The following is a 19233-nucleotide window of genomic DNA, read 5'->3' as shown; positions in this document are numbered from 1 at the left end:
CCGCCTCGGCGGAACCGTCTCGTCAGGTGGATGAATTTCCATACCGTCTGCCCAAAATGACCCCCCAGGTCTACTCTGGATCCGTGCCGGAGGACGTGGGGGGCACGCCGTTCCCTGACGGCTGGGAGCCCGACGACGACCGCGACCGCGGGGGTGCGGACGAAGAGTTCGCCACCGTGGTCTTCGACGAGGACTTCGTACGGGCGGCGGTGATCCACGAGCCGACCGCCGTGGAAAGACTCCTCGCGGCCGCAGAAGCCCGCGCCGAGGCCTCCGAGGCGGAGGCACGCCGTACGCACTCCCGGGGCGCCCGCAGCGACGACGACCGGTACGAGGACGGCTTCGGCCGCGGCGATTTCGGCCATGATCCCGACCTGGACGATCTGGACGACACCGAGGTCCTGGACGGCCACTACGGCGCACCGGGGACCTACGGCAGGCCCTACGGGAAGCAGACCCGCTGGCACCGCCCCGTCGCCTGGATCCTCGCGCTCGTGATGGGTATCGGCATGGTCGCCCTGGCCTTCACGGCGGTCTACCGGGGAGCTTCCTCCGGCCGCCAGGAGCAGGTCCCGCCGCCCGCCTCCACGGGCCTGGAGCAGGGCCAGGAGAGCGTGACCGGTACCGGCCCCTCCGCCTCGGCCGACTACTCCCAGCCGGCGGTCTCGGCGGACCCCAGGAGGCCCTGACAGCGCGCCCGCCGGGGCACCGGCCCGCGGGCCGGGAGGACAAGGCCTTCGGGCCCGGCAGGACAAGGCATCCGGCCCCTCGGACGGCCCGGTGACGGTCCCTCGAACGGCCTGACGGTCCTGGTGAGAACCTGTCAGAACTTGTCGTGTACCACGGCGTTTACCTGAGCTCCGGGAGACCTACCCTGAAGGTATGGGCGGGCCTGGAGACCCACCTGAGGGGACACCCGAGGGCGCTCCCGCAGGTGGAGAGGACGAGTACCGATCCGTCGTCTTCGACGAGTCGTTCGTCCGCGCTGCCCGCCTCCAGGAGTTCTCCGCCCAGGAGCGCATGGCCGATCACACGCCGGCCGTACGCCGCCGCCCGACCCTCCGGCGCGGTCTGTCCCGGCAGGCGCTGATACTCGTCCTGCTGATCGCCATAGCCTTCGGCACGGCGATCTACATGGGCGTACGCCACCCGTACCAGACCCCCACCGCCCAGCCCCCCGAGCCGCTGCGGATGACGGTCATACCCCTGTCCCCGCAGACCGCCGTCCCCGGCTCCACCAGCACCGACGAGCTGTACGCGCACAGCCCCGCCGCGCAGTTCCGCATCGGTGCCGAGGGCATCACGCTGCCTGCTTCCCGGCGCACCGCGCACTTCTCCGACAGCCAGGTCGTCACCGCCCTGACCACCGCGAAGGACTATCTCGTCGAGTCCGCCCTCGACCCCGACGTGCTCACCGGCGGCGCCACCCGGCCCGTGCGCATCCTGCTCGATCCTCAGCAGCTCGATCAGTTCGACCAGAGTTTCGAACGGCCGATGGCCGACGGGCGGCACGCCCCCACCGGCTGGCTGGTCCGCTTCGACGCCGCCGGCGCCCAGCTCGCCGACAACAAGATCCGCGTACAGGGCACCCTCCAGGCCGCCGAATTCGACGCGAACACCCTGGAGGTCATCGCCGACCACACCTTCGTGTACGCGCTGAAGCCGACAGGGTCGGACGCGAAGGCGCGGGCCTCGCTGTTCACCGTCCGGCGCGAGCTGCACTTCCGCTTCGACCGCGACGACCTGCGCATGCACCAGGCCGAGCTGGCCGTCTCCTACGTCCAGGCCGGCCCGCTCGCCTGCTCCGAGGACTCGGTCAGCCGGCTGCATCCGCTGCTCGCGGGACAGACGGCCAAGGCGGGCGGTCCGGCCGGCACCGACCCGTACGCCACCGGGAGCGCAACGGCCCTGTGCGGCTCACTGGCGAAGAGCGCCCAGCCGAAGGTGTGACCGCTCGCCGGCTCCCCGGGCCGCGCCCGGTGGGTGGGGTGGGGGTCTCCGCCCAGGTCAGCCGTCGCCGTCGGGACGCGCGTCGTCCGGGTGGTCGTCGCCGGACCCGCCGTCGGAATTCCGCGGCGGAGCGTCCTTGGTCGCGCTGCCCGTGAAGCCGCCGAAGCCGCGCCGCACCCGGCCCCCGAGGTCTCCCGCACCGCCCGCGATGTCGCTGACCAGCTTCATCAGCGGGTCCTTGGAGTTCTTCACGTCGCTGGCGTAGCTCGCCGCCGACTGGCGGAAGGAGTCCGACACCGAAGTGTCCTTGTCCTCGCTGCGCCGCGGGTAGTGACCGTCCATGATCCGCTGGTAGTCGCGGGACTCCGCCCACTTCTTCAGCTCCGCCGCACGCACCGTGGTGAAGGGGTGGGTGCGGGGCATGACGTTGAGGATCTTCAGGACGGAGTCCCGCAGGTCGCCCCCGGCCTCGTACTCCTCGGCCTGCGCGAGGAACGCGTCCACGTTCATCTCGTGCAGATGGTTGCCGCCCGCGATCTTCATCAGGCCGCGCATCGAGGCGCGCAGGTCCTGCCCGACCAGCAGCCCGGCGCGGTCCGCGGACAGCTCCGACTTGCGGAACCATTCGCGCAGCGCCGTGACGATCGCCATGATCGCGAGGTTGCCCAGCGGGATCCAGGCGACCCGGAGGGCGAGGCTGGTGAGGAACAGCAGGATCGTGCGGTACACGGAGTGACCGGACAGCGCATGACCGACCTCGTGCCCGACGACGGCGCGCATCTCCTCCTCGTCCAGCAGCTCGACGAGCCCCGTCGTCACCACGATGATCGGCTCGTCCAGGCCGATGCACATCGCGTTCGGCTGCGGGTCCTGGGTGACGTACATCGGGGGGACCTTCTCCAGGTCCAGGATGTAGCAGGCGTCCCGCAGCATGGCGTTGAGGTGCGCGAACTGGGCGTCGGAGACGCGCACCGAGTCGGACAGGAACAGCAGCCGAAGGCTGCGCTCGGGCAGCAGGCCGCTGAGCGCCTTGAAGACCGTGTCGAAGCCGCTGAGCTTGCGCAGGGCCACCAGGGCCGAGCGGTCCGCCGGGTGTTCGTACGCCCGCGAGGAGATCCCCTCGAAGCGCCTGCGCTGCCTGCTCGGCACGTTCTCGTGCCCGTTCTGCTCGTGGCCGTCGTCGGACATGTCTTCCCCCATGTGCGTCTGTGTGCCCTATGTGCCCCCAAGGCAGAGCCCAGCCTAGGCGGAGATACCGTTGAGGGGCAGTACAGAGAAGGAGTCGTACGCCATGGAGCACATCCCCGCAGCCGCCTGGCTCACCGAGGCCGCGAACGCGGCAGACAAGCAGGGGCCGGGCAATCTGCTCCGCGTCGTGCTGGTCGTCATGGTCGTCGGCGTGGCCCTGGCCGCATGGTTCCTGCTGCGCGGGTACAAGCGGGACGACTGACCATCCGTGGCGCCCGGATTTCCGGCGCCGCGCGGCAACCGGCGTCCCCAACGGCGGAGTCGGCGTGATCGTGGCCGAGGCCCCCGCATACGATGAGCCGACGTCTTTATCCCGCCCACACCGGATAGGTCCTGCCGAGATGAGCTTCCACAGCACCGCTGCACAGTTGGTCACCGTCGCCGCCGAGGGTGAGAACGGCGGCAACCACGAGAGCCTCAGCCCGTACCTGACCGGCGGCGGCGCCCTCTTCATCCTCCTTCTGCTGCTGTGGATCACCACACGCTTCAACCGCGACCGCTGAGCCCCACAGGGCCCGCTCGGGGGCCCCTGTCGGCCGGAGCCCGTCGGCCGGGCCGGTAGGGTCTGCACGCATGGGAGAGCAGGACATGCCTACCGGTCCGGCGAGTGACACGGAGAGCGGCACCGACGGTTCCGCCGAGGGCGGCACGGCCGGCATCGTCGGCCGTGTGACGACCGGCCCCGGAAACGGTCCCTCGAATCCGGGCAAGCGCCGCCTCGGCGTCATGGGCGGAACGTTCGACCCGATCCATCACGGGCACCTCGTGGCGGCCAGTGAGGTCGCCGCGCAGTTCCACCTCGACGAGGTCGTCTTCGTGCCGACGGGTCAGCCGTGGCAGAAGACCGACCGCAAGGTCACTCCGGCCGAGGACCGCTACCTGATGACGGTCATCGCGACCGCCGAGAACCCCCAGTTCTCGGTGAGCCGCATCGACATCGACCGCGGCGGCCCGACCTACACCACGGACACCCTGCGCGACCTGCGCGCGCTCAACCCCGACACGGACCTCTTCTTCATCACCGGCGCCGACGCCCTGGGCCAGATCCTCACCTGGCGGTACACGGAAGAACTGTTCTCCCTCGCGCACTTCATCGGGGTCACCCGGCCCGGTCACACCCTGACCGACCCGGGGCTGCCGGAGGGCGGTGTCTCGCTCGTCGAGGTGCCCGCGCTCGCCATCTCGTCCACAGACTGCCGTGCGAGAGTCGCCAAGGGCGACCCTGTCTGGTATCTGGTGCCGGACGGTGTGGTGCGCTACATCGACAAGCGCGAGTTGTACCGCGGCGAGTGAGCCGAGAGGGGCACCGGTGAACGACCGATACGACGGATACGCGGGCGGCGACCAGTACGAGCTCGTCGGCTACGACGAGTTCGGGCAGCCTGTGTACCGACAGGTGTCGCAGCAGCCCCAGCAGCAGGGCTACGACCCCTACGGCTCCCAGCCCCAGGGCTACGGCTACGACCCCTACGCCTCGGGCGGCCCGCAGCCCGGGCCGCCCTACGACACCGGGCAGCAGCCGGTGTCGTACGACACCGGGCAACAGCAGGCCGTACCGCCCTACGACCCCGCCCGACGGCCTTCCGCGCCCTCGTACGACCCCTACGGCACCGGTGCCCCCGTCGCGGGCGCCCCGGGCCCGTACGACCCCTACGGGCAGGCCGCGGGCCCGGGCGGCCCCGGCACCGGGCAGCAGCCCCGCGTGGCCGAGCAGACCGCCTACATCCCGCAGCAGGCGGGGCCCGTGGAGGACGACGCACCCCGGGCGGGCCGCGACTACCGCACCGAGCAGTTCGCGTTCGTCGAGGAGCAGGCGGACGACTCCGAGGACGTCATCGACTGGCTGGCGTTCACCGAGAACCGCACGGAGCGCCGCGAGGAGGCCAGGCGCCGCGCCCGCAGCCGCGTCGTCGCCCTGGTCGTGGTGCTCGCCCTCGTCGCGGTCGGCGGCGTCGGCTACCTCTGGTACGCGGGCAAGCTGCCCGGCACCTCCTCGGACGGCAAGCCGGGTGCGACGACCGCCGTGGGCGCCCAGAACCGCGACGTGATCGTCGTCCATCTGCACAACACGAAGGGCGGCGGCACCTCCACGGCCCTGCTCGTCGACAACACCACCACCAAGCAGGGCACCACGGTCCTGCTGCCCAATGCGCTCGCCATGACGGACGACAACGGCTCGACGACCACGCTGGCCAAGTCCGTCGACGACGACGGAACCTCCGGCACCAGGGACGCGATCGACACGGTGCTCGGGACCGACATCCAGGGCACCTGGCGCCTCGACACCCCGTACCTGAACAACCTCGTCGAACTCGTCGGCAACATCGACATCACCACCAACACCGACGTGCCCGACCCCGACGCGAAGAAGAAGGGGCAGGCACCCCTCGTCAAGAAGGGCGAGGACCAGACCCTCAGCGGCAGGATGGCCGTCGCCTACGCCACCTACCGGGCCTCCGGCGAGGCCCAGAACGCGCAGCTGGAGCGGTTCGGAGCGGTCATGCAGGGCGTGCTGCGCAAGCTGTCCTCGGACAAGCAGGCCGCGACCACCACCGTGCAGACGCTCGCCCAGATCCTCGATCCGCCGCTGACCGACGCGGACCTCGGCGCCTTCCTCGCGAAGCTCGCCGACCTCGCCAAGGGCGGCGACTACAAGACCGCGCTGCTGCCCGTGCAGCAGGACGGCACGCTCAGCGAGAGCGCGAGCAACAGCGTGATCAAGGACGTGCTCGGCGGCACCGCCAAGAGCCCCGACGCCGACGCGGCCGTCCGGGTCGGGATCAAGAACGCCACGGGCACCAAGGGCGCCACCGAGCAGGCCCGCGTCGTCCTGGTCAACGGCGGCTACACCTTCCTCGACTCGGGAACGGGGGCCGCGCAGACCGTGTCGCGGATCACCTACTCCGACGCCGCCAAGAAGGCCGACGCCACCGAGGTCGCCAAGACACTGGGGCTGCCCGCCGGCTCCGTGAAGAAGGGCACGGTGACGTCCAACGCGGACGTGTCCGTGGTCCTCGGCCAGGACTACAAGCTGACCAGCCCCGCGGGCTGACCGGCCTCTCCCGGGGCGGCCGACGCCCTGCCCCGGGAGGTCCGGGGGCCGCCCGCCGGGCGCCCCCGGACCGGGGCCCGGGAAACGCGCGGGGCCTCCTCGGCGGTCCGTGAGACCCTTGAGTCATTACTGACCGCCTACGGAAAGCCGCGTAGTGACCGCCACGGACCGCTCCATCGAGCTCATCAACACCGCCGCACAGGCGGCCGCCGACAAGCTCGCGCACGACATCATCGCCTACGACGTGAGCGACGTACTGTCGATCACCGACGCCTTCCTGCTGGCGTCCGCTCCCAACGACCGCCAGGTCAAGTCGATCGTCGACGAGATCGAGGAGCGGCTGAGCAAGGAGCTCGGCGCCAAGCCGGTGCGCCGCGAGGGCGACCGCGAGGCCCGCTGGGTACTGCTCGACTACGTGGACATCGTGGTGCACGTGCAGCACAGCGAGGAGCGTGTCTTCTACGCCCTGGAGCGGCTCTGGAAGGACTGCCCGGAGCTCGACCTGCCCGCCGACGCCAAGGCGACCCGGGGCAAGGCCGCCGAGCACGCCAAACTCCAGGCCGAGGAGGACGCCGCCGAACTGGGAGAGCTCCGGTGAGCGCCGAGGCCGGGAAGAAACCCGGCCGGGGCCGCCGCATCATCCTGTGGCGGCACGGCCAGACCTCCTGGAACCTGGAGCGCCGCTTCCAGGGCTCGACGGACATCGAGCTGACCGAGACCGGCGTCGGCCAGGCCCGTCGCGCCGCCCGGCTGCTGGCCTCGCTGAAGCCCGACGCCATCGTCGCCTCGGACCTCAGCCGCGCCGCGGCGACGGCCGCGGAGCTGTCCGAGCTCACCGACCTCGACGTCACCCACGACGAGGGCCTGCGCGAGACGTACGCGGGCGTCTGGCAGGGGCTGACGCACGAGGAGATCATCGGCCGCTACGGCGACGAGTACGCCGCCTGGAAGCGCGGTGAGGCGGTGCGCCGCGGCGGGGGCGAACTGGAGACCGAGGTCGCCGACCGTGCCGCCCCCGTGGTGCTGCGGCACGCCGACAAGCTCCCCGAGGACGGCACCCTCGTGGTGGTCAGCCACGGCGGCACCATCCGCACGACCATCGGCCGTCTCCTCGGCCTGGAGTCCCGTCACTGGGAGAGCCTCGGCGGCCTCTCCAACTGCTGCTGGTCCGTCCTCGGGGAGGGCGCCCGCGGCTGGCGGCTCCTGGAGCACAACGCCGGCACGCTGCCGGAGCCCGTGCTCGGGGACGACGACTGAGCGGCCCGTTGTCCGGTCCCGGGGCCCGTCGGGACCGGATTTCACTTTCTGGCTGGTCGCAGGCTAAGGTTCTTCTTGTTCGGCCCGCTGAGCGGGAAGAACGCAAGGGGCTATAGCTCAGTTGGTAGAGCGCCTGCATGGCATGCAGGAGGTCAGGAGTTCAATTCTCCTTAGCTCCACACAATGACTCTCTTTGGAGTTGTCAAAGATCGGTGATGAAGGATCCCGTTCCCGTCAGGGGGCGGGATTTTTCGTTGCGGTGCTCTCCTGGGTCATCAGCGCCCGCAGTCGCGCCACGCGCAGGCTCGTCTCCTCGTCCACCGGCTGGTAGACCACGATCCGGCACTCCGGCAGACCGTGGATGGACAGGGAGATCGAGGTCATCCGCATCTCACCGACCGACGCGTGCCGGAACGTCTTCACCCGCGGGCCGGGCGGCACCACGTCGCCGTTGCGCCACAGCCGGGCGAAGTGCGGACTCGCCTCCGACAGGCGGCATATGAAGTCCTCCCACACCGGCTCGCCGGCATGCAGCCCGTAGGACGAACGCAGCGTCGCCACCATCACCGGGAGCTCGGACTCCCGGAACACCAGGGGGCAGGCCGGCTCGGGCACGGTGAAGAGCGTCCACAGCGCGTTGCCCATGCCCGAGTCGGCGGTCTGGGGTGTGAAGAACACGTCGCGGTAGGCGCGGTTGGTGGCGAGGATGTCGAAGCGCGCGTTGTAGACCACGGCCGGGTGCGGGTCGACGGCGTCGATGACGCCCTGGATCTCCGGTCCGACGGCTCGTGCGGCGGCCGGGGGGTCCTGCTCGTAGGGGACCTCGGCCAGGTGGTAGAGGTGCTCGCGCTCGGGCTGGTCGAGGCGCAGTGTCCGGGCGACCGCGTCCAAGACCTGCGGGGAGGCGTTGATCGGCCGCCCCTGTTCGAGCCAGGTGTACCAGGTGACACCGACGCCGGAGAGCTGGGCCACCTCCTCGCGGCGCAGCCCCGGCGTGCGCCTCCGGAAGCCCGGCGGCATCCCGACGTCCGCGGGTGTCACCCGCGCCCGCCTGCTGCGCAGAAAGGCGGCCAGCTCCGGCCTGCGGCGTTGTGTCGTGCTCATCGGCTCCACATCCCCCGTCACCATGGTCCGTGCCGGACCCGACCGCTGCCAGGTGCTGTCACTACCAGCATCGAGGGGCTCTCGTTACCGGTATCCGGCCGCCGCCACGCTCGACGGCATGACGACGACAACCCCCGCGGGCACAGGGCCCGCACGCGGTCCAAGTCCTGCTGACAGTAAAAACCCTGGCACTGACAATCGGCCGGGACGACTGCTCGCGGTCGTGCTCGCGGCCCAGTTCATGGCACTGCTCGACGTGTTCATCGTGAACGTCGCGGTGCCCACCATCGGCTCCGAACTCCACGCGTCCGGCGCGGGGCTGCAGCTGGTGGTCGCCGGATACTCCATCTCCTACGCCGTGCTGCTGATCACCGGAGCCCGGCTGGGTGACCGGCTCGGCCACCGTCGCGTCTACCTGGCCGGACTCGCCATCTTCACCGCCGCCTCGTTGGCCTGCGGACTGGCCCGGGGAACGGGGGAGTTGATCGCCTTCCGGCTGCTGCAGGGCGCCGGATCGGCCGTGATGATCCCGCAGGTCCTCAGTCTGATCCAGCGCAACTTCACCGGCGAGGCACGGGCGCGCGCCCTCGGCGCGTACGCGGCCGTCCTGGCCACCGGCGCCGCCGCCGGACAGGTGCTGGGCGGCGTGCTCGTCAGCGCCGATCTGTTCGGCACGGGCTGGCGGCCGGTGTTCCTCGTCAACGTGCCCGTCGGTCTCGTCCTCCTGGCCGTCGGCCGACGGGTCCTGCCGCGGGACGACGCCCGGGCCCTGGAACGCTCGCGCGGCCTCGACGTGCCGGGGCTCGTGCTGCTCGCCGCCGCCGTCTCCCTGTTCACCGTGCCGCTCGTGCTCGGGCAGGAGGAGGACTGGCCGCTGTGGTCCTGGTTCTCGCTCGGGTCGGCCGCGGTGTTCTTCGCCCTGTTCTGCCGGTACGAGTCCCGGCTGGCCCGGCGCGGCGGAGCGCCGCTGATCGCGCCGCGGGTGCTGCGTCATCCCGGCATCGGTCTCGCGGTCTTCCGGCTGCTGGCCGTGATGGCGGTCAACGCGGGCTTCCTGTTCTCGCTCACCCTGCACATCCAGGGCGGGCTCGGTTACAGCGCCCTGCGGGCGGGCCTCACCTTCGCGCCGACGGCGGTGATCTTCGGTCTGGTCGGCCTGACCTGGCGCAACTGGCCCGCCTCCTGGCAGCGTGCCCTGATACCGGCCGGCTTCGTGCTCGCCGCGGGCTCCGTGGCCGGCGTAGGAGCCGTCCTCGACGGCGGGGGCGACGGCGGAGCGTGGCTGTACGTGGCGTTCGCGGGTGTCGGGGCCGGGCTCGCGCTCGGGTTCAGCCCCACGCTCACCAGGGCGCTGGCGACGGTGCGGCCCGAGGACGCGGCGGACGCCAGCGGACTGCTCGCGACCGTCACCCAGCTCGGTCAGCTGATCGGTGTCGCGGCCTTCGGCACTCTGTTCTTGAACCGGCTTGAGTCACTTGGGGCTCCGGGGGCGTATACCTCTGCGGACGCGCTCCTCACATGCATGTACGCGCTGGCCGCGACGGCCTTGGTGGGTGCCGTGTCCGGACTGGTACGAAGGCGTCGCTGACCGTATTGCTCCGGCCGTGGCAGAATCAAACGGCCGGAAGGGGGCGCGGCCCGACGGGAGGGAGTAGCGATGCCTGCGAGCATCCGCGAGGAGGTCGACGATCTCCTCGAAGTGGCACCGAGACGGAAAAAAGCCACTCTCCTCGACTGCCCTTCCTGCGGATCGGTCCACGTCGCCCAGGTCCTCGGCGACAACGGCGGGATCTCCTACGTGTGCACGGCCTGCGGCCACAGCTGGAGCTGATCGATGGGTGCACACAGGCGGAAGTGCGATTGGTGCGGCAGTGGTACGCCGATCGTCCGCGACATGGAGCCGGTCAACCACGACTACCAGTACTGGTGCGAGGAGTGCGCGCGGGCGCTGATCATAAAAGGCGACCCGATCGAGACGTACCGCGAGCTGGAGGGCGAGCCGATCTACGGACGGCTCCTCGACGAGCACTGCACCCTCAAGCGGTTCTACTCGTTCGCCACAGCCTGACCCCGACCAGGGCCAGGAAGGCGCAACCGGCTCCCACGTAGAGGGACGACAGCGTCAACTCGACGCCGTTCTGGCGCAGTTCCAGCCTGCCCGGACCGTGTGGCACCCACCACAGGGAGTAGGTGCAGAAGGCCAGAGCCGCGCAGACGGCCGCCGTGCGGCTCTTCGTGGCGAGGAGCAGCACCATCGGCACGCACCACACCCAGTGGTGCGACCACGACACGGGACTGATCAGCAGGGCCGTCACCGCGCAGGCGACCGTCGCCCATGACCGCAGCCCGCGCAACTCGGCGGCGACGGCCACGGCGAGGCCCAGAACGCCCGTCAGGGCCGCGGCGACGGCCCACAGGGCCCCGGGCTCGGTGGTGTGCAGCAACCGGGCCAGGAGGCCGCGCAGCGACTGGTTGGCGGTGTCCTCGACGAGCCCGACCCGGCCGGCCTCGAAGAGCATGCGGGTCCAGAACCGCGAGGAGTCGTGCGGCAGCAGGGCCGCCGCCAGCAGCGTCGCCCCGGCGAACGCGACGGCGGCCCCGCGCGCGTGCCGCAGCCAAGGCCCCGCCGGGCCCCTGCCGGAGCGTTCCACGACACCGGTGACGAGCAGGAACACCGCGAACAGTGCGGGCGTCAGCTTGATCGCCGCGGCGATCCCGATGCCCACCCCGGCCCAGCGATGCCCCGGTCGCCGTGACAGATCCCACAGCACGAGTACGGCCAGCAGCAGATTGATCTGGCCGTACCGCAGCGTCGTCCACACCGGCTCGCACCACACGGCCGCGGCCGCCACCCACCAGGCGCCCTCCGCGCGCGTGTGGCCCACGAGTCGCAGCGAGAGTGCGACGAACGCCACAAGGAGGGCCAGGTTTCCGGTGGTCGCCACCGCGCGCATGCTCGTCGTGTCCAGCAGCGTCAGCGGCGTGAACAGCAGCGCCGCGAAGGGCGGGTAGGTGGTGGGCAGATGGGCCTCGGTCGTGCGCAGCGCGTAGAGGTCGCCGCCCGCACGGACGGTCTCTCCCTCCGCCCGGTAGACCATCAGATCGATCATCGACACGTGCGCGGCCCGCTGCGCCCACCAGAAGGCCGCGAACGACAGCAGGCACACCCCCACGGCGACGGACGTACGGCGTCTGACACGGGGGAGCGCGATCACAGTCACGAAGGCCGACACTAGCCCGCGAATCGGTACAGAAGGGAAACGATTTGGTGATGCACCCAGGTGACCGTGTAATGTTGGCGTCGCCGCCGGGGAAACCGGGCGACACGCGCGACATGCGGCTCCGCCGCAAGACCGCGAGGGGCTATAGCTCAGTTGGTAGAGCGCCTGCATGGCATGCAGGAGGTCAGGAGTTCAATTCTCCTTAGCTCCACAGACGTTGATGGCGGGCCACCCGATCGGGTGGCCCGCTTCTTCGTGTTCAGCGGCCGCTGCCGAGCGCCCGGCGGCCTCGTCCCTGGGAGAGCACCGGCAGGTTGTTCCGCGCGGGGGCCGAGGACCGGGTGTCCTCCTCGATGCGCAGGGCGAGCGCCGGGCAGCGCCGCACGGCGCGCAGTGCCTTCGCCTCCGCGTAGCGGGGCACGGCGGCCTGGGCGACGGTGGGGAAGCCGTCGGCGCCCAGCTCGAAGACCTCCGGGAGGATGTCGGCGCACAGGCCGTGCCCGCGGCACAGCGTCCAGTCCACGAAGATCTTCTGCCTGCTCGGGCCGGTTTCCTCCTGGGCCTGGCCGCCCGGGATGCCCGTGGGCTGCCTGCCGCCCTCGAAGAGCGGCAGAACGCCCTCCACGGGCCTTCCGCAGCCGTTTCCGAGGACGTGCGCGGCGAGGTCGTCGGTGAACGCCTTGATGGTCGACTCGATGAACATCGCCGAGCCGTCCGGGTGGGAGCAGGCGCCGCGCCGCTTCACGGCCTTGGCGACCTGCTTGACGGCCTCCAGGGCCGCCGGGCCACCGCCGTTGAGGATGTCCTCCAGGCCGCGCGCCGCGGCGGGCAGGCCGAGGTAGCAGGGGCCGCACTGACCCGCGCTCTCCTCGGCCAGCCACTGCGCCACGCGCAGCGACTCGCCCAGGGGGCATGTCTGCTGGGTGATCGGGAGGATCGCGCCCGCGCCGAGCGCGCCGCCCACCGCGTCCAGCGAGTTGCGCGAGACGATCGCCTCGTTGATCGTCGCCGCGTCCAGCCACTTGCCGTGGTAGCCGCCGGTCAGTACGCCCTGCGGCATCGGCGGGGCGCCGGCGAGCTGGAGCACGTACCGCAGCGGCACGCCGGTCGGCACCTCGATCACCATGGGGCGGGCGACCGCCCCGGAGACGGTGAGCATGACAGTGCCGGGCTCGTCGTACAGGCCGGTGTTGCGGTAACGGTCGGGGCCGATGCGCGCGGCGATCGCCAGCTGGGCGAAGGTCTCGGCATTGGACAGCAGCGTCGGCGCCCCGCCGACGCCGCTCTGCGACGCACTGATCTTGCGGCCGGGCGGGATGGCCGGACCGCCGTCGATGGAGCGGATCAGTGAGGCGGCAGCGCCGGTCACCATCCGCACCGGGTTGCGCTGCACGCGCGCGCGGAGGGCGGATCCGCGCCGGTTGCTCAAGCCGCGCTCGGCGAGCGCGGCTTCCATCGAGGCCTGCGTGGACGCACGCGTCACCCCGATGACCAGGGTGCGCGCACCCATGGCCTCCGCCGCCAGCAGGGCGCCGTCCAGGATGAGGTGCGGGGCACGGTTGATGAGCACCGTGTCCTTGCGGCAGGCAGGTTCGTCCTCACTTCCGTTCACGACCACCACGGGGCGGATGCCCTTCTGGATGGCCGATTCGGCTACCGAGCGCAGTTTCTTGGCGAAGGGGAAACCCGCGCCGCCGCGCCCCTTCAGGGAGATGGCCTCGGCGAGGCCCGCGAGTTGTTCGCCACCCATCGGTTCGAGCGGCCCGTGCACCTTGAGGTGCATGGGCAGATCGAGTCGTTCAACCAGGTCGAAGCCCGACGTGAGCTGCGGAAGTCCGACTACACGGACTTCCGGGACGTCGGGCAGGGCCTCGTTCACCTAAAGCCTCCGCTGGGGGCGTTCCATGATTCACCAGGGCCAGGAGCGTCGTAGGCGCCCGGCAGTACTTCAGTCGTGGGACCGCTGTCGTACGTGTCGTTGGTGTTGTACGTGCCGTAGGAGGGGTTCGTCTCACCGGTGTCGTACAAGTCACTTGTTCCGTAGGCGCCGGTGGCCGAATTGTCGTAGACGGGGACGTTGTATCCCGTGTCGTTCAGCGGGTCGTAGGCCGACTGGGGCGCCTCGCCGACGGGGGGCGGTGAGGGGATGGGCCAGCTGCCCGACGTGCTGCTGCCGTCGACGCGCGGGAACGTCTCCGTGGGCTGCATCTCCAGAGGCATCTGGAACCGCTCGGTCGGGTTCTGCCCGGTGCCGTCGGCGTCCGGCGTGCCGCCCGACACGGCGCGGTAGGCGGCCGCGAAGCCGGACATGCCGGTGCTGGTGGCGGCGGTGTCCTGGGCCACGTCGTACAGGCCCGACGCGGACGGGGTGCGCTGCGGCGGCACGAACGTGTCCTGGGCGGACCGCCTTGCGGAGCGTCCCTCGAAACCGGGTCGCGGGGACTGCGACGCGGCGCCGCGGGAGGCCTCCAGGTCCTCTCGGGACGAGCGGGCGCCGGGGCCGTTGCTCTCCCCGAGGACCGACAGGATGCGGTCGGCGACCTTGCGCTTGAACGGGGCGGACGCCGAGCGCAGCGCCAGGGCGCCCATCACGGCGATCAGGCAGAGGCTGTAGGACACGGTGACGTACGGCTTGGCGGCGCGACCCGCGTAGAGGCCGTGCACCAGGGCCGAGCACCAGGCCGGGTAGGCCAGCATGTGCACGGCCCGCCAGCGAGCCGCGACCGGCGCGGGGGACGCGAAGGCGCTGCGCAGCGCGCCGGTGATGGCCGTGAAGATCATCAACAGACCGGCCAGCGAGCCCAGGCCGATCAGCCCGTTGCTGCCCGTGACGCCGAGCCCGAAGGGGATCAGCGCGGCGATCAGGGTGGTGTGGTCGAGCGCCAGCTTGACCGTGATGTGCAGCAGCAGGAAGGCGACCGAGGAGACGGCGGTCGTCCGGTGCACGGCCTGTGCGACCAGCCGCTGGCGCGTGTTCAGGAAGAGCCGGTCGGTGGCGAGGAGTCCCCAGATGACCGAGCAGGTGAGAGCGACCAGTGAGAGCACGCCGGCGCCGAAGTTGAGGAAGTCGCGCAGGCCGTCACCTCCGACCAGCACGACCAGGGGGATGAGCAACAGAGCGGCAGCCGTCATCGCCCCGTAGGCCGAGCGGCCCGGCCGGGGTATCGAGCTGTTGTTGCGACGAGGGTTCATGGGGGGGTTACTCCCAACGGTTCGGGGAAGCGGTCCCGAAGCGGCACTCTAAGTGGAGCCATACCGAGGAGTACGAGGTTTGAGTTATTGCGTTGTTACCAAAGGGCAATCGGGTCTTTGTGTTGTCCCTTAGGGCCTGTTACGCGAAGTAATATTTGAATATCGTTCAGCTTTTTTCGGTGATCGGGACGGTGGCGCGGCGTGCCGAGCGGCCCGGAACCTCGTCGCGACGCCCGCGGCGGCTGCGGTACCCTGACGCCATGCGTGCCGTACGCCTTCTGCTTAGCGAGCCGCGCTGATCAGTCCTGACCACTGAAGAGATCGTGGTCGGAATCGGCGCGGCGTCCCCTCCTGTGCGAGGGGCTTTTTCATTTCCGCGGGCAGAGACGATCGATGGAGCTTTGAGGATCATGAGCGAGACGACTACCGCTGCCACCGCCGAGGTGGCGGCGCCGCACCGCTACACGGCCGGGCTGGCCGCTGAGATCGAGGCACGCTGGCAGGACTTCTGGGACGCCGACGGCACGTACGAGGCGCCCAACCCGAGCGGTGACCTGGCCGGGGACCCCGAGCTGGTCGCCAAGCCCAAGAAGTTCATCATGGACATGTTCCCGTACCCCTCCGGCGCGGGCCTGCACGTCGGCCACCCCCTGGGCTACATCGCCACCGATGTATTCGCCCGGTTCCAGCGGATGACCGGCCACAACGTCCTGCACACGCTGGGCTTCGACGCCTTCGGCCTGCCCGCCGAGCAGTACGCCGTGCAGACGGGCACGCACCCGCGGGTCTCCACCGAGGCCAACATCGAGAACATGAAGGCCCAGCTGCGCGGCCTGGGCCTGGGCCACGACAAGCGCCGGTCGTTCGCCACGATCGACCCGGACTACTACAAGTGGACCCAGTGGATCTTCCTGCAGATCTTCAACTCCTGGTACGACGACGAGGCCGCCAAGGCTCGTCCCATCAGCGAGCTGGTCGCCCAGTTCGAGAGCGGTGACCGTGCCGTCCAGGCCGCCGACGGCACCACGCGCGCGTGGAACGAACTGACCGCCTCCGAGCGCGCGGACGTCCTGAGCGAGTACCGCCTGGCATACGCCTCCGACGCGCCGGTCAACTGGTGCCCCGGGCTGGGCACCGTGCTGGCCAACGAGGAGGTCACCGCCGACGGTCGCTCCGAGCGCGGCAACTTCCCCGTCTTCAAGGCCAAGCTGCGCCAGTGGAACATGCGCATCACCGCGTACGCCGACCGGCTGCTGGACGACCTGGACGCGCTGGACTGGCCCGAGGCCATCAAGCTGCAGCAGCGCAACTGGATCGGTCGCTCCGAGGGCGCCCGCGTCGACTTCCCGATCGACGGCGAAGCGATCACGGTCTTCACCACCCGCCAGGACACCCTGTTCGGCGCCACCTACATGGTGCTGGCCCCCGAGCACCCGCTGGTCGAGAAGTTCACCCCGGACGCATGGCCCGAGGGAACCCACGAGGTGTGGACGGGCGGGCACGCGACCCCCGCCGAGGCCGTCGCCGCCTACCGCGCCCAGGCCGCCTCCAAGTCCGACGTCGAGCGCCAGGCCGAGGCCAAGGACAAGACCGGCGTCTTCACCGGCACGTTCGCCACCAACCCGGTCAACGGCGAGCAGGTTCCCGTCTTCATCGCCGACTACGTGCTGATGGGCTACGGCACCGGCGCGATCATGGCCGTCCCCGCGCACGACACCCGCGACTTCGCGTTCGCCCGCGCCTTCGAGCTGCCCATGCGCTGCGTCGTGGAGCCCTCGGACGACCGCGGCACGGACGCGTCCACCTGGGACGACGCCTTCGCCTCGTACGACGCGAAGATCGTCAACTCCGCCGGCGAGGAGATCTCCCTGGACGGCCTGGGCGTCGTCGACGCCAAGGCCCGCATGACGGAGTGGCTGGAGCGCAAGGGCATCGGCGAGGGCACGGTCAACTTCCGGCTGCGCGACTGGCTGTTCAGCCGCCAGCGCTACTGGGGCGAGCCCTTCCCGATCGTCTACGACGAGGACGGCATCGCCCACTCGCTGCCCGAGTCGATGCTGCCCCTGGAGCTGCCGGAGGTCGAGGACTACTCGCCGCGCACCTTCGACCCGGACGACGCGAACACGTCCCCCGAGACGCCGCTGTCCCGCAACGCGGACTGGGTCAACGTCACGCTGGACCTGGGCGACGGCCCCAAGAAGTACCGCCGCGAGACCAACACCATGCCCAACTGGGCCGGTTCCTGCTGGTACGAGCTGCGCTACCTGGACCCGCACAACGACCAGAAGCTGGTCGACCCGGCCATCGAGCAGTACTGGATGGGCCCGCGCGAGGGCCGGCCGCACGGTGGCGTCGACCTGTACGTCGGCGGCGCCGAGCACGCCGTGCTGCACCTGCTGTACGCGCGCTTCTGGTCCAAGGTGCTGTTCGACCTGGGCTACGTCTCCTCGGCCGAGCCGTTCCACAAGCTGTTCAACCAGGGCATGATCCAGGCGTTCGTGTACCGCGACAGCCGTGGCATCGCGGTGTCGGCCGCCGAGGTGGAGGAGCGCGACGGCGCCTACTACCACCAGGGCGAGAAGGTCTCCCGGCTGCTGGGCAAGATGGGCAAGTCCCTGAAGAACGCCGTCACTCCGGACGAGATCTGCGCCGAGTACGGCGCGGACACCCTGCGTCTGTACGAGATGGCGATGGGCCCCCTGGACGTCTCCCGGCCGTGGGACACGCGCGCGGTCGTGGGCCAGTTCCGCCTGCTGCAGCGACTGTGGCGCAACGTCGTCGACGAGGCGACCGGTGAGGTCACCGTCGTGGACGCCGAACCGGACGAGGAGACGCTGCGCGCCCTGCACAAGGCGATCGACGGTGTCCGCCAGGACCTGGAGGGCATGCGGTTCAACACCGCCATCGCCAAGGTCACCGAGCTGAACAACCACCTGACCAAGGCGGGCGGCCCCGTCGCGCGCTCGGTCGCCGAGCCCCTGGTGCTGCTGATCGCGCCGCTGGCCCCGCACATCGCCGAGGAGCTGTGGCGCCGGCTGGGCCGCACCGACTCGGTCGTCCACCACGACTTCCCGGTCGCCGACCCGGCGTACGTCGTCGACGAGACCGTGACCTGCGTCGTGCAGATCAAGGGCAAGGTCAAGGCGCGCCTGGAGGTCTCCCCGGCCATCTCCGACGAGGAGCTGGAGAAGGTGGCGCTGGCCGACGAGAAGGTCGTGGCGGCGCTGGGCGGCGCGGGCATCCGCAAGGTGATCGTGCGCGCGCCGAAGCTGGTGAACATCGTGACGGCCTAGCCGTCCTGCCCGCCCGGCCGCCGGGCGGGCTCGGGGTAGTCCCCTACGGGCAGGTTCGGGGTTCTCCAGGAACTCCGAACCTGCCCGTGGCGTTTACCGTTGAAGAGCGCGACGGCACCTGTCGCGGCAATGGAGGAGGAGCGTGGTGGGAACCTTGATCACAGTAATCGCGCTGCTCTTCCTGCTGTTCGTGGTACTCGGCGCGTACGCCACGGTGAAGGTGATCGGCGCCGCCAAGCGCGGCGTGGACCGCACGATCTCGCAGGCACGCCGCACGGTCGAGGACACCACGCTGCGTGCCAGGACCCTCGCCCAGCCCGGCCCGACGGGCGAGCTGGCGGAGCTCCGCCTCAAGCTGCGCACCTCCATGCGCGCCACGCAGGACGCGCTGCACGCGGGCGTGGCGGAAGACGAGTCTCTCAAGGAATCCCTGGGCCTCTTCGAGCGGCTCAGCGCGCACGGGCACGAACTGGACGACGAGCTCAAGCGCCTGGAGAGCGAGCCCGACCGGGCCACGCTCGCCGCCCGGCTTCCCGCCCTGCGCGAGCGCACCGAGCGCATCACCCGGTCCGCGGACTCGCTGCGCTGGGCCGCGCGCGACCGGGCCCGCCGCTTCGCCGACGACGACCTGGACTCACTCAGCGCACAGATCGACGTGGAATCCGGCGCACTGCGGCACTGGACCAAGGAACCGGGACCGGCCGCCGCCGGCTGGCCCGAGGCGCCGGCGGCGGACGAGGCCGCGTCCGGCGGACAGACCTGGCCGGAGAGCCCGGAGTCCCGCCGGGCCGAGGAACCGACCCGGTCCGCCATCGACCCGCCGGTCCGAGGCCCTGCCTACCCCTGGCAGAAGAAGCCCCGCCCCGAGAGCACGACTTGATCCGGTCGTCGCGACAAGAGCTGGTAGGGGCCGGGC

The 19233-nt window shown here is 70.6% G+C and carries 18 protein-coding genes and 2 tRNA genes; 15 read left to right on the top strand and 5 right to left on the bottom strand.

The window, feature by feature from the left end:
• Window positions 1-83 precede the first annotated feature (83 nt).
• Both ACZ4IF_RS03570 and ACZ4IF_RS03565 read left to right on the top strand, forming a co-directional pair.
• Window positions 84-689 (top strand): SCO2584 family spore wall biosynthesis protein, encoded by a 606-nt coding sequence (locus ACZ4IF_RS03570; RefSeq protein ID WP_467559162.1) that lies wholly within the window; start codon window positions 84-86, stop codon window positions 687-689.
• A 193-nt stretch (window positions 690-882) separates the two neighbouring features.
• On the top strand, window positions 883-1950 hold the full coding sequence (locus ACZ4IF_RS03565; RefSeq protein ID WP_359487278.1) for an SCO2583 family membrane protein: 1068 nt from the start codon (window positions 883-885) through the stop codon (window positions 1948-1950).
• A gap of 57 nt (window positions 1951-2007) precedes the next feature.
• Here ACZ4IF_RS03565 and ACZ4IF_RS03560 read toward each other — a convergent pair whose 3' ends face one another.
• Window positions 2008-3138: a M48 family metallopeptidase gene (locus tag ACZ4IF_RS03560; protein WP_467559944.1), complete on the bottom strand. Its 1131-nt coding sequence runs from the start codon at window positions 3136-3138 to the stop codon at window positions 2008-2010.
• 70 nt (window positions 3139-3208) lie between these two features.
• On the opposite strand from ACZ4IF_RS03560, the gene ACZ4IF_RS03555 reads away from it, so the two are divergent.
• From ACZ4IF_RS03555 to ACZ4IF_RS03525, 7 genes are all read left to right on the top strand, one after another.
• On the top strand, window positions 3209-3400 hold the full coding sequence (locus ACZ4IF_RS03555; RefSeq protein ID WP_467559998.1) for a hypothetical protein: 192 nt from the start codon (window positions 3209-3211) through the stop codon (window positions 3398-3400).
• A 139-nt stretch (window positions 3401-3539) separates the two neighbouring features.
• The gene (locus tag ACZ4IF_RS03550) at window positions 3540-3701 is read left to right on the top strand and encodes a hypothetical protein (protein ID WP_095934250.1); all 162 of its coding nucleotides are present in this window, start codon (window positions 3540-3542) and stop codon (window positions 3699-3701) included.
• Between the two features lie 70 nt (window positions 3702-3771).
• On the top strand, window positions 3772-4491 hold the full coding sequence (nadD, locus tag ACZ4IF_RS03545) for a nicotinate-nucleotide adenylyltransferase (protein WP_467559160.1): 720 nt from the start codon (window positions 3772-3774) through the stop codon (window positions 4489-4491).
• Window positions 4492-4507: 16 nt separating this feature from the next.
• Complete coding sequence (locus ACZ4IF_RS03540) at window positions 4508-6250, top strand: LCP family protein (protein WP_467559158.1); 1743 nt, start codon at window positions 4508-4510, stop codon at window positions 6248-6250.
• 154 nt (window positions 6251-6404) lie between these two features.
• Window positions 6405-6848 (top strand): ribosome silencing factor, encoded by a 444-nt coding sequence (gene rsfS, locus ACZ4IF_RS03535; protein WP_028802570.1) that lies wholly within the window; start codon window positions 6405-6407, stop codon window positions 6846-6848.
• A complete protein-coding gene (locus tag ACZ4IF_RS03530) occupies window positions 6845-7507 on the top strand; it encodes a histidine phosphatase family protein (protein WP_467559156.1) in 663 nt (220 codons plus the stop codon). Before rsfS ends, ACZ4IF_RS03530 begins: the two co-directional genes overlap by 4 nt.
• Window positions 7508-7613: 106 nt before the next feature.
• A tRNA-Ala gene (locus tag ACZ4IF_RS03525) sits at window positions 7614-7686 on the top strand.
• Between the two features lie 55 nt (window positions 7687-7741).
• Here ACZ4IF_RS03525 and ACZ4IF_RS03520 read toward each other — a convergent pair.
• A complete protein-coding gene (locus ACZ4IF_RS03520) occupies window positions 7742-8611 on the bottom strand; it encodes a helix-turn-helix transcriptional regulator (RefSeq protein WP_467559154.1) in 870 nt (289 codons plus the stop codon).
• 223 nt (window positions 8612-8834) lie between these two features.
• Between ACZ4IF_RS03520 and ACZ4IF_RS03515 the strand changes: the two genes are divergently transcribed.
• The 3 genes from ACZ4IF_RS03515 to ACZ4IF_RS03505 all read left to right on the top strand — a co-directional run bounded on the left by ACZ4IF_RS03515 (window position 8835) and on the right by ACZ4IF_RS03505 (window position 10679).
• Entirely contained in the window at window positions 8835-10199 is a 1365-nt protein-coding gene (locus ACZ4IF_RS03515) for an MFS transporter (RefSeq protein WP_467559152.1), read from the top strand.
• Between the two features lie 69 nt (window positions 10200-10268).
• On the top strand, window positions 10269-10442 hold the full coding sequence (locus tag ACZ4IF_RS03510) for a hypothetical protein (protein WP_199791446.1): 174 nt from the start codon (window positions 10269-10271) through the stop codon (window positions 10440-10442).
• A gap of 3 nt (window positions 10443-10445) precedes the next feature.
• Complete coding sequence (locus ACZ4IF_RS03505) at window positions 10446-10679, top strand: hypothetical protein (protein ID WP_010986886.1); 234 nt, start codon at window positions 10446-10448, stop codon at window positions 10677-10679.
• On the opposite strand, the gene ACZ4IF_RS03500 is transcribed toward ACZ4IF_RS03505, so the two are convergent.
• Entirely contained in the window at window positions 10648-11832 is a 1185-nt protein-coding gene (locus ACZ4IF_RS03500) for a glycosyltransferase 87 family protein (protein ID WP_467559149.1), read from the bottom strand. The two genes, ACZ4IF_RS03505 and ACZ4IF_RS03500, sit on opposite strands and share 32 nt — an antisense overlap.
• 138 nt (window positions 11833-11970) lie before the next feature.
• On the opposite strand from ACZ4IF_RS03500, the gene ACZ4IF_RS03495 reads away from it, so the two are divergent.
• A tRNA-Ala gene (locus ACZ4IF_RS03495) sits at window positions 11971-12043 on the top strand.
• Window positions 12044-12091: 48 nt separating this feature from the next.
• On the opposite strand, the gene ACZ4IF_RS03490 is transcribed toward ACZ4IF_RS03495, so the two are convergent.
• Both ACZ4IF_RS03490 and ACZ4IF_RS03485 read right to left on the bottom strand, forming a co-directional pair.
• On the bottom strand, window positions 12092-13711 hold the full coding sequence (locus tag ACZ4IF_RS03490; RefSeq protein WP_467559147.1) for an NADH-ubiquinone oxidoreductase-F iron-sulfur binding region domain-containing protein: 1620 nt from the start codon (window positions 13709-13711) through the stop codon (window positions 12092-12094).
• Window positions 13708-15024, bottom strand: a complete 1317-nt coding sequence (locus tag ACZ4IF_RS03485) for a cytochrome b/b6 domain-containing protein (protein WP_467559145.1) — start codon at window positions 15022-15024, stop codon at window positions 13708-13710. The genes ACZ4IF_RS03490 and ACZ4IF_RS03485 overlap by 4 nt, the downstream gene beginning before the upstream one ends.
• Window positions 15025-15434: 410 nt before the next feature.
• Here ACZ4IF_RS03485 and leuS point away from each other — a divergent pair, with 410 nt between their 5' ends.
• Window positions 15435-18317, top strand: a complete 2883-nt coding sequence (leuS, locus tag ACZ4IF_RS03480) for a leucine--tRNA ligase (protein ID WP_467559143.1) — start codon at window positions 15435-15437, stop codon at window positions 18315-18317.
• 154 nt (window positions 18318-18471) lie between these two features.
• Complete coding sequence (locus ACZ4IF_RS03475) at window positions 18472-19197, top strand: hypothetical protein (RefSeq protein WP_467559141.1); 726 nt, start codon at window positions 18472-18474, stop codon at window positions 19195-19197.
• Window positions 19198-19233: the final 36 nt, after the last annotated feature.

The sequence above is a fragment of the Streptomyces sp. NPDC025784 genome (assembly GCF_055558435.1).
The sequence above is the reverse complement of the archived record's forward strand: the minus strand, read 5'-3'. Positions and strand labels throughout refer to the sequence as shown.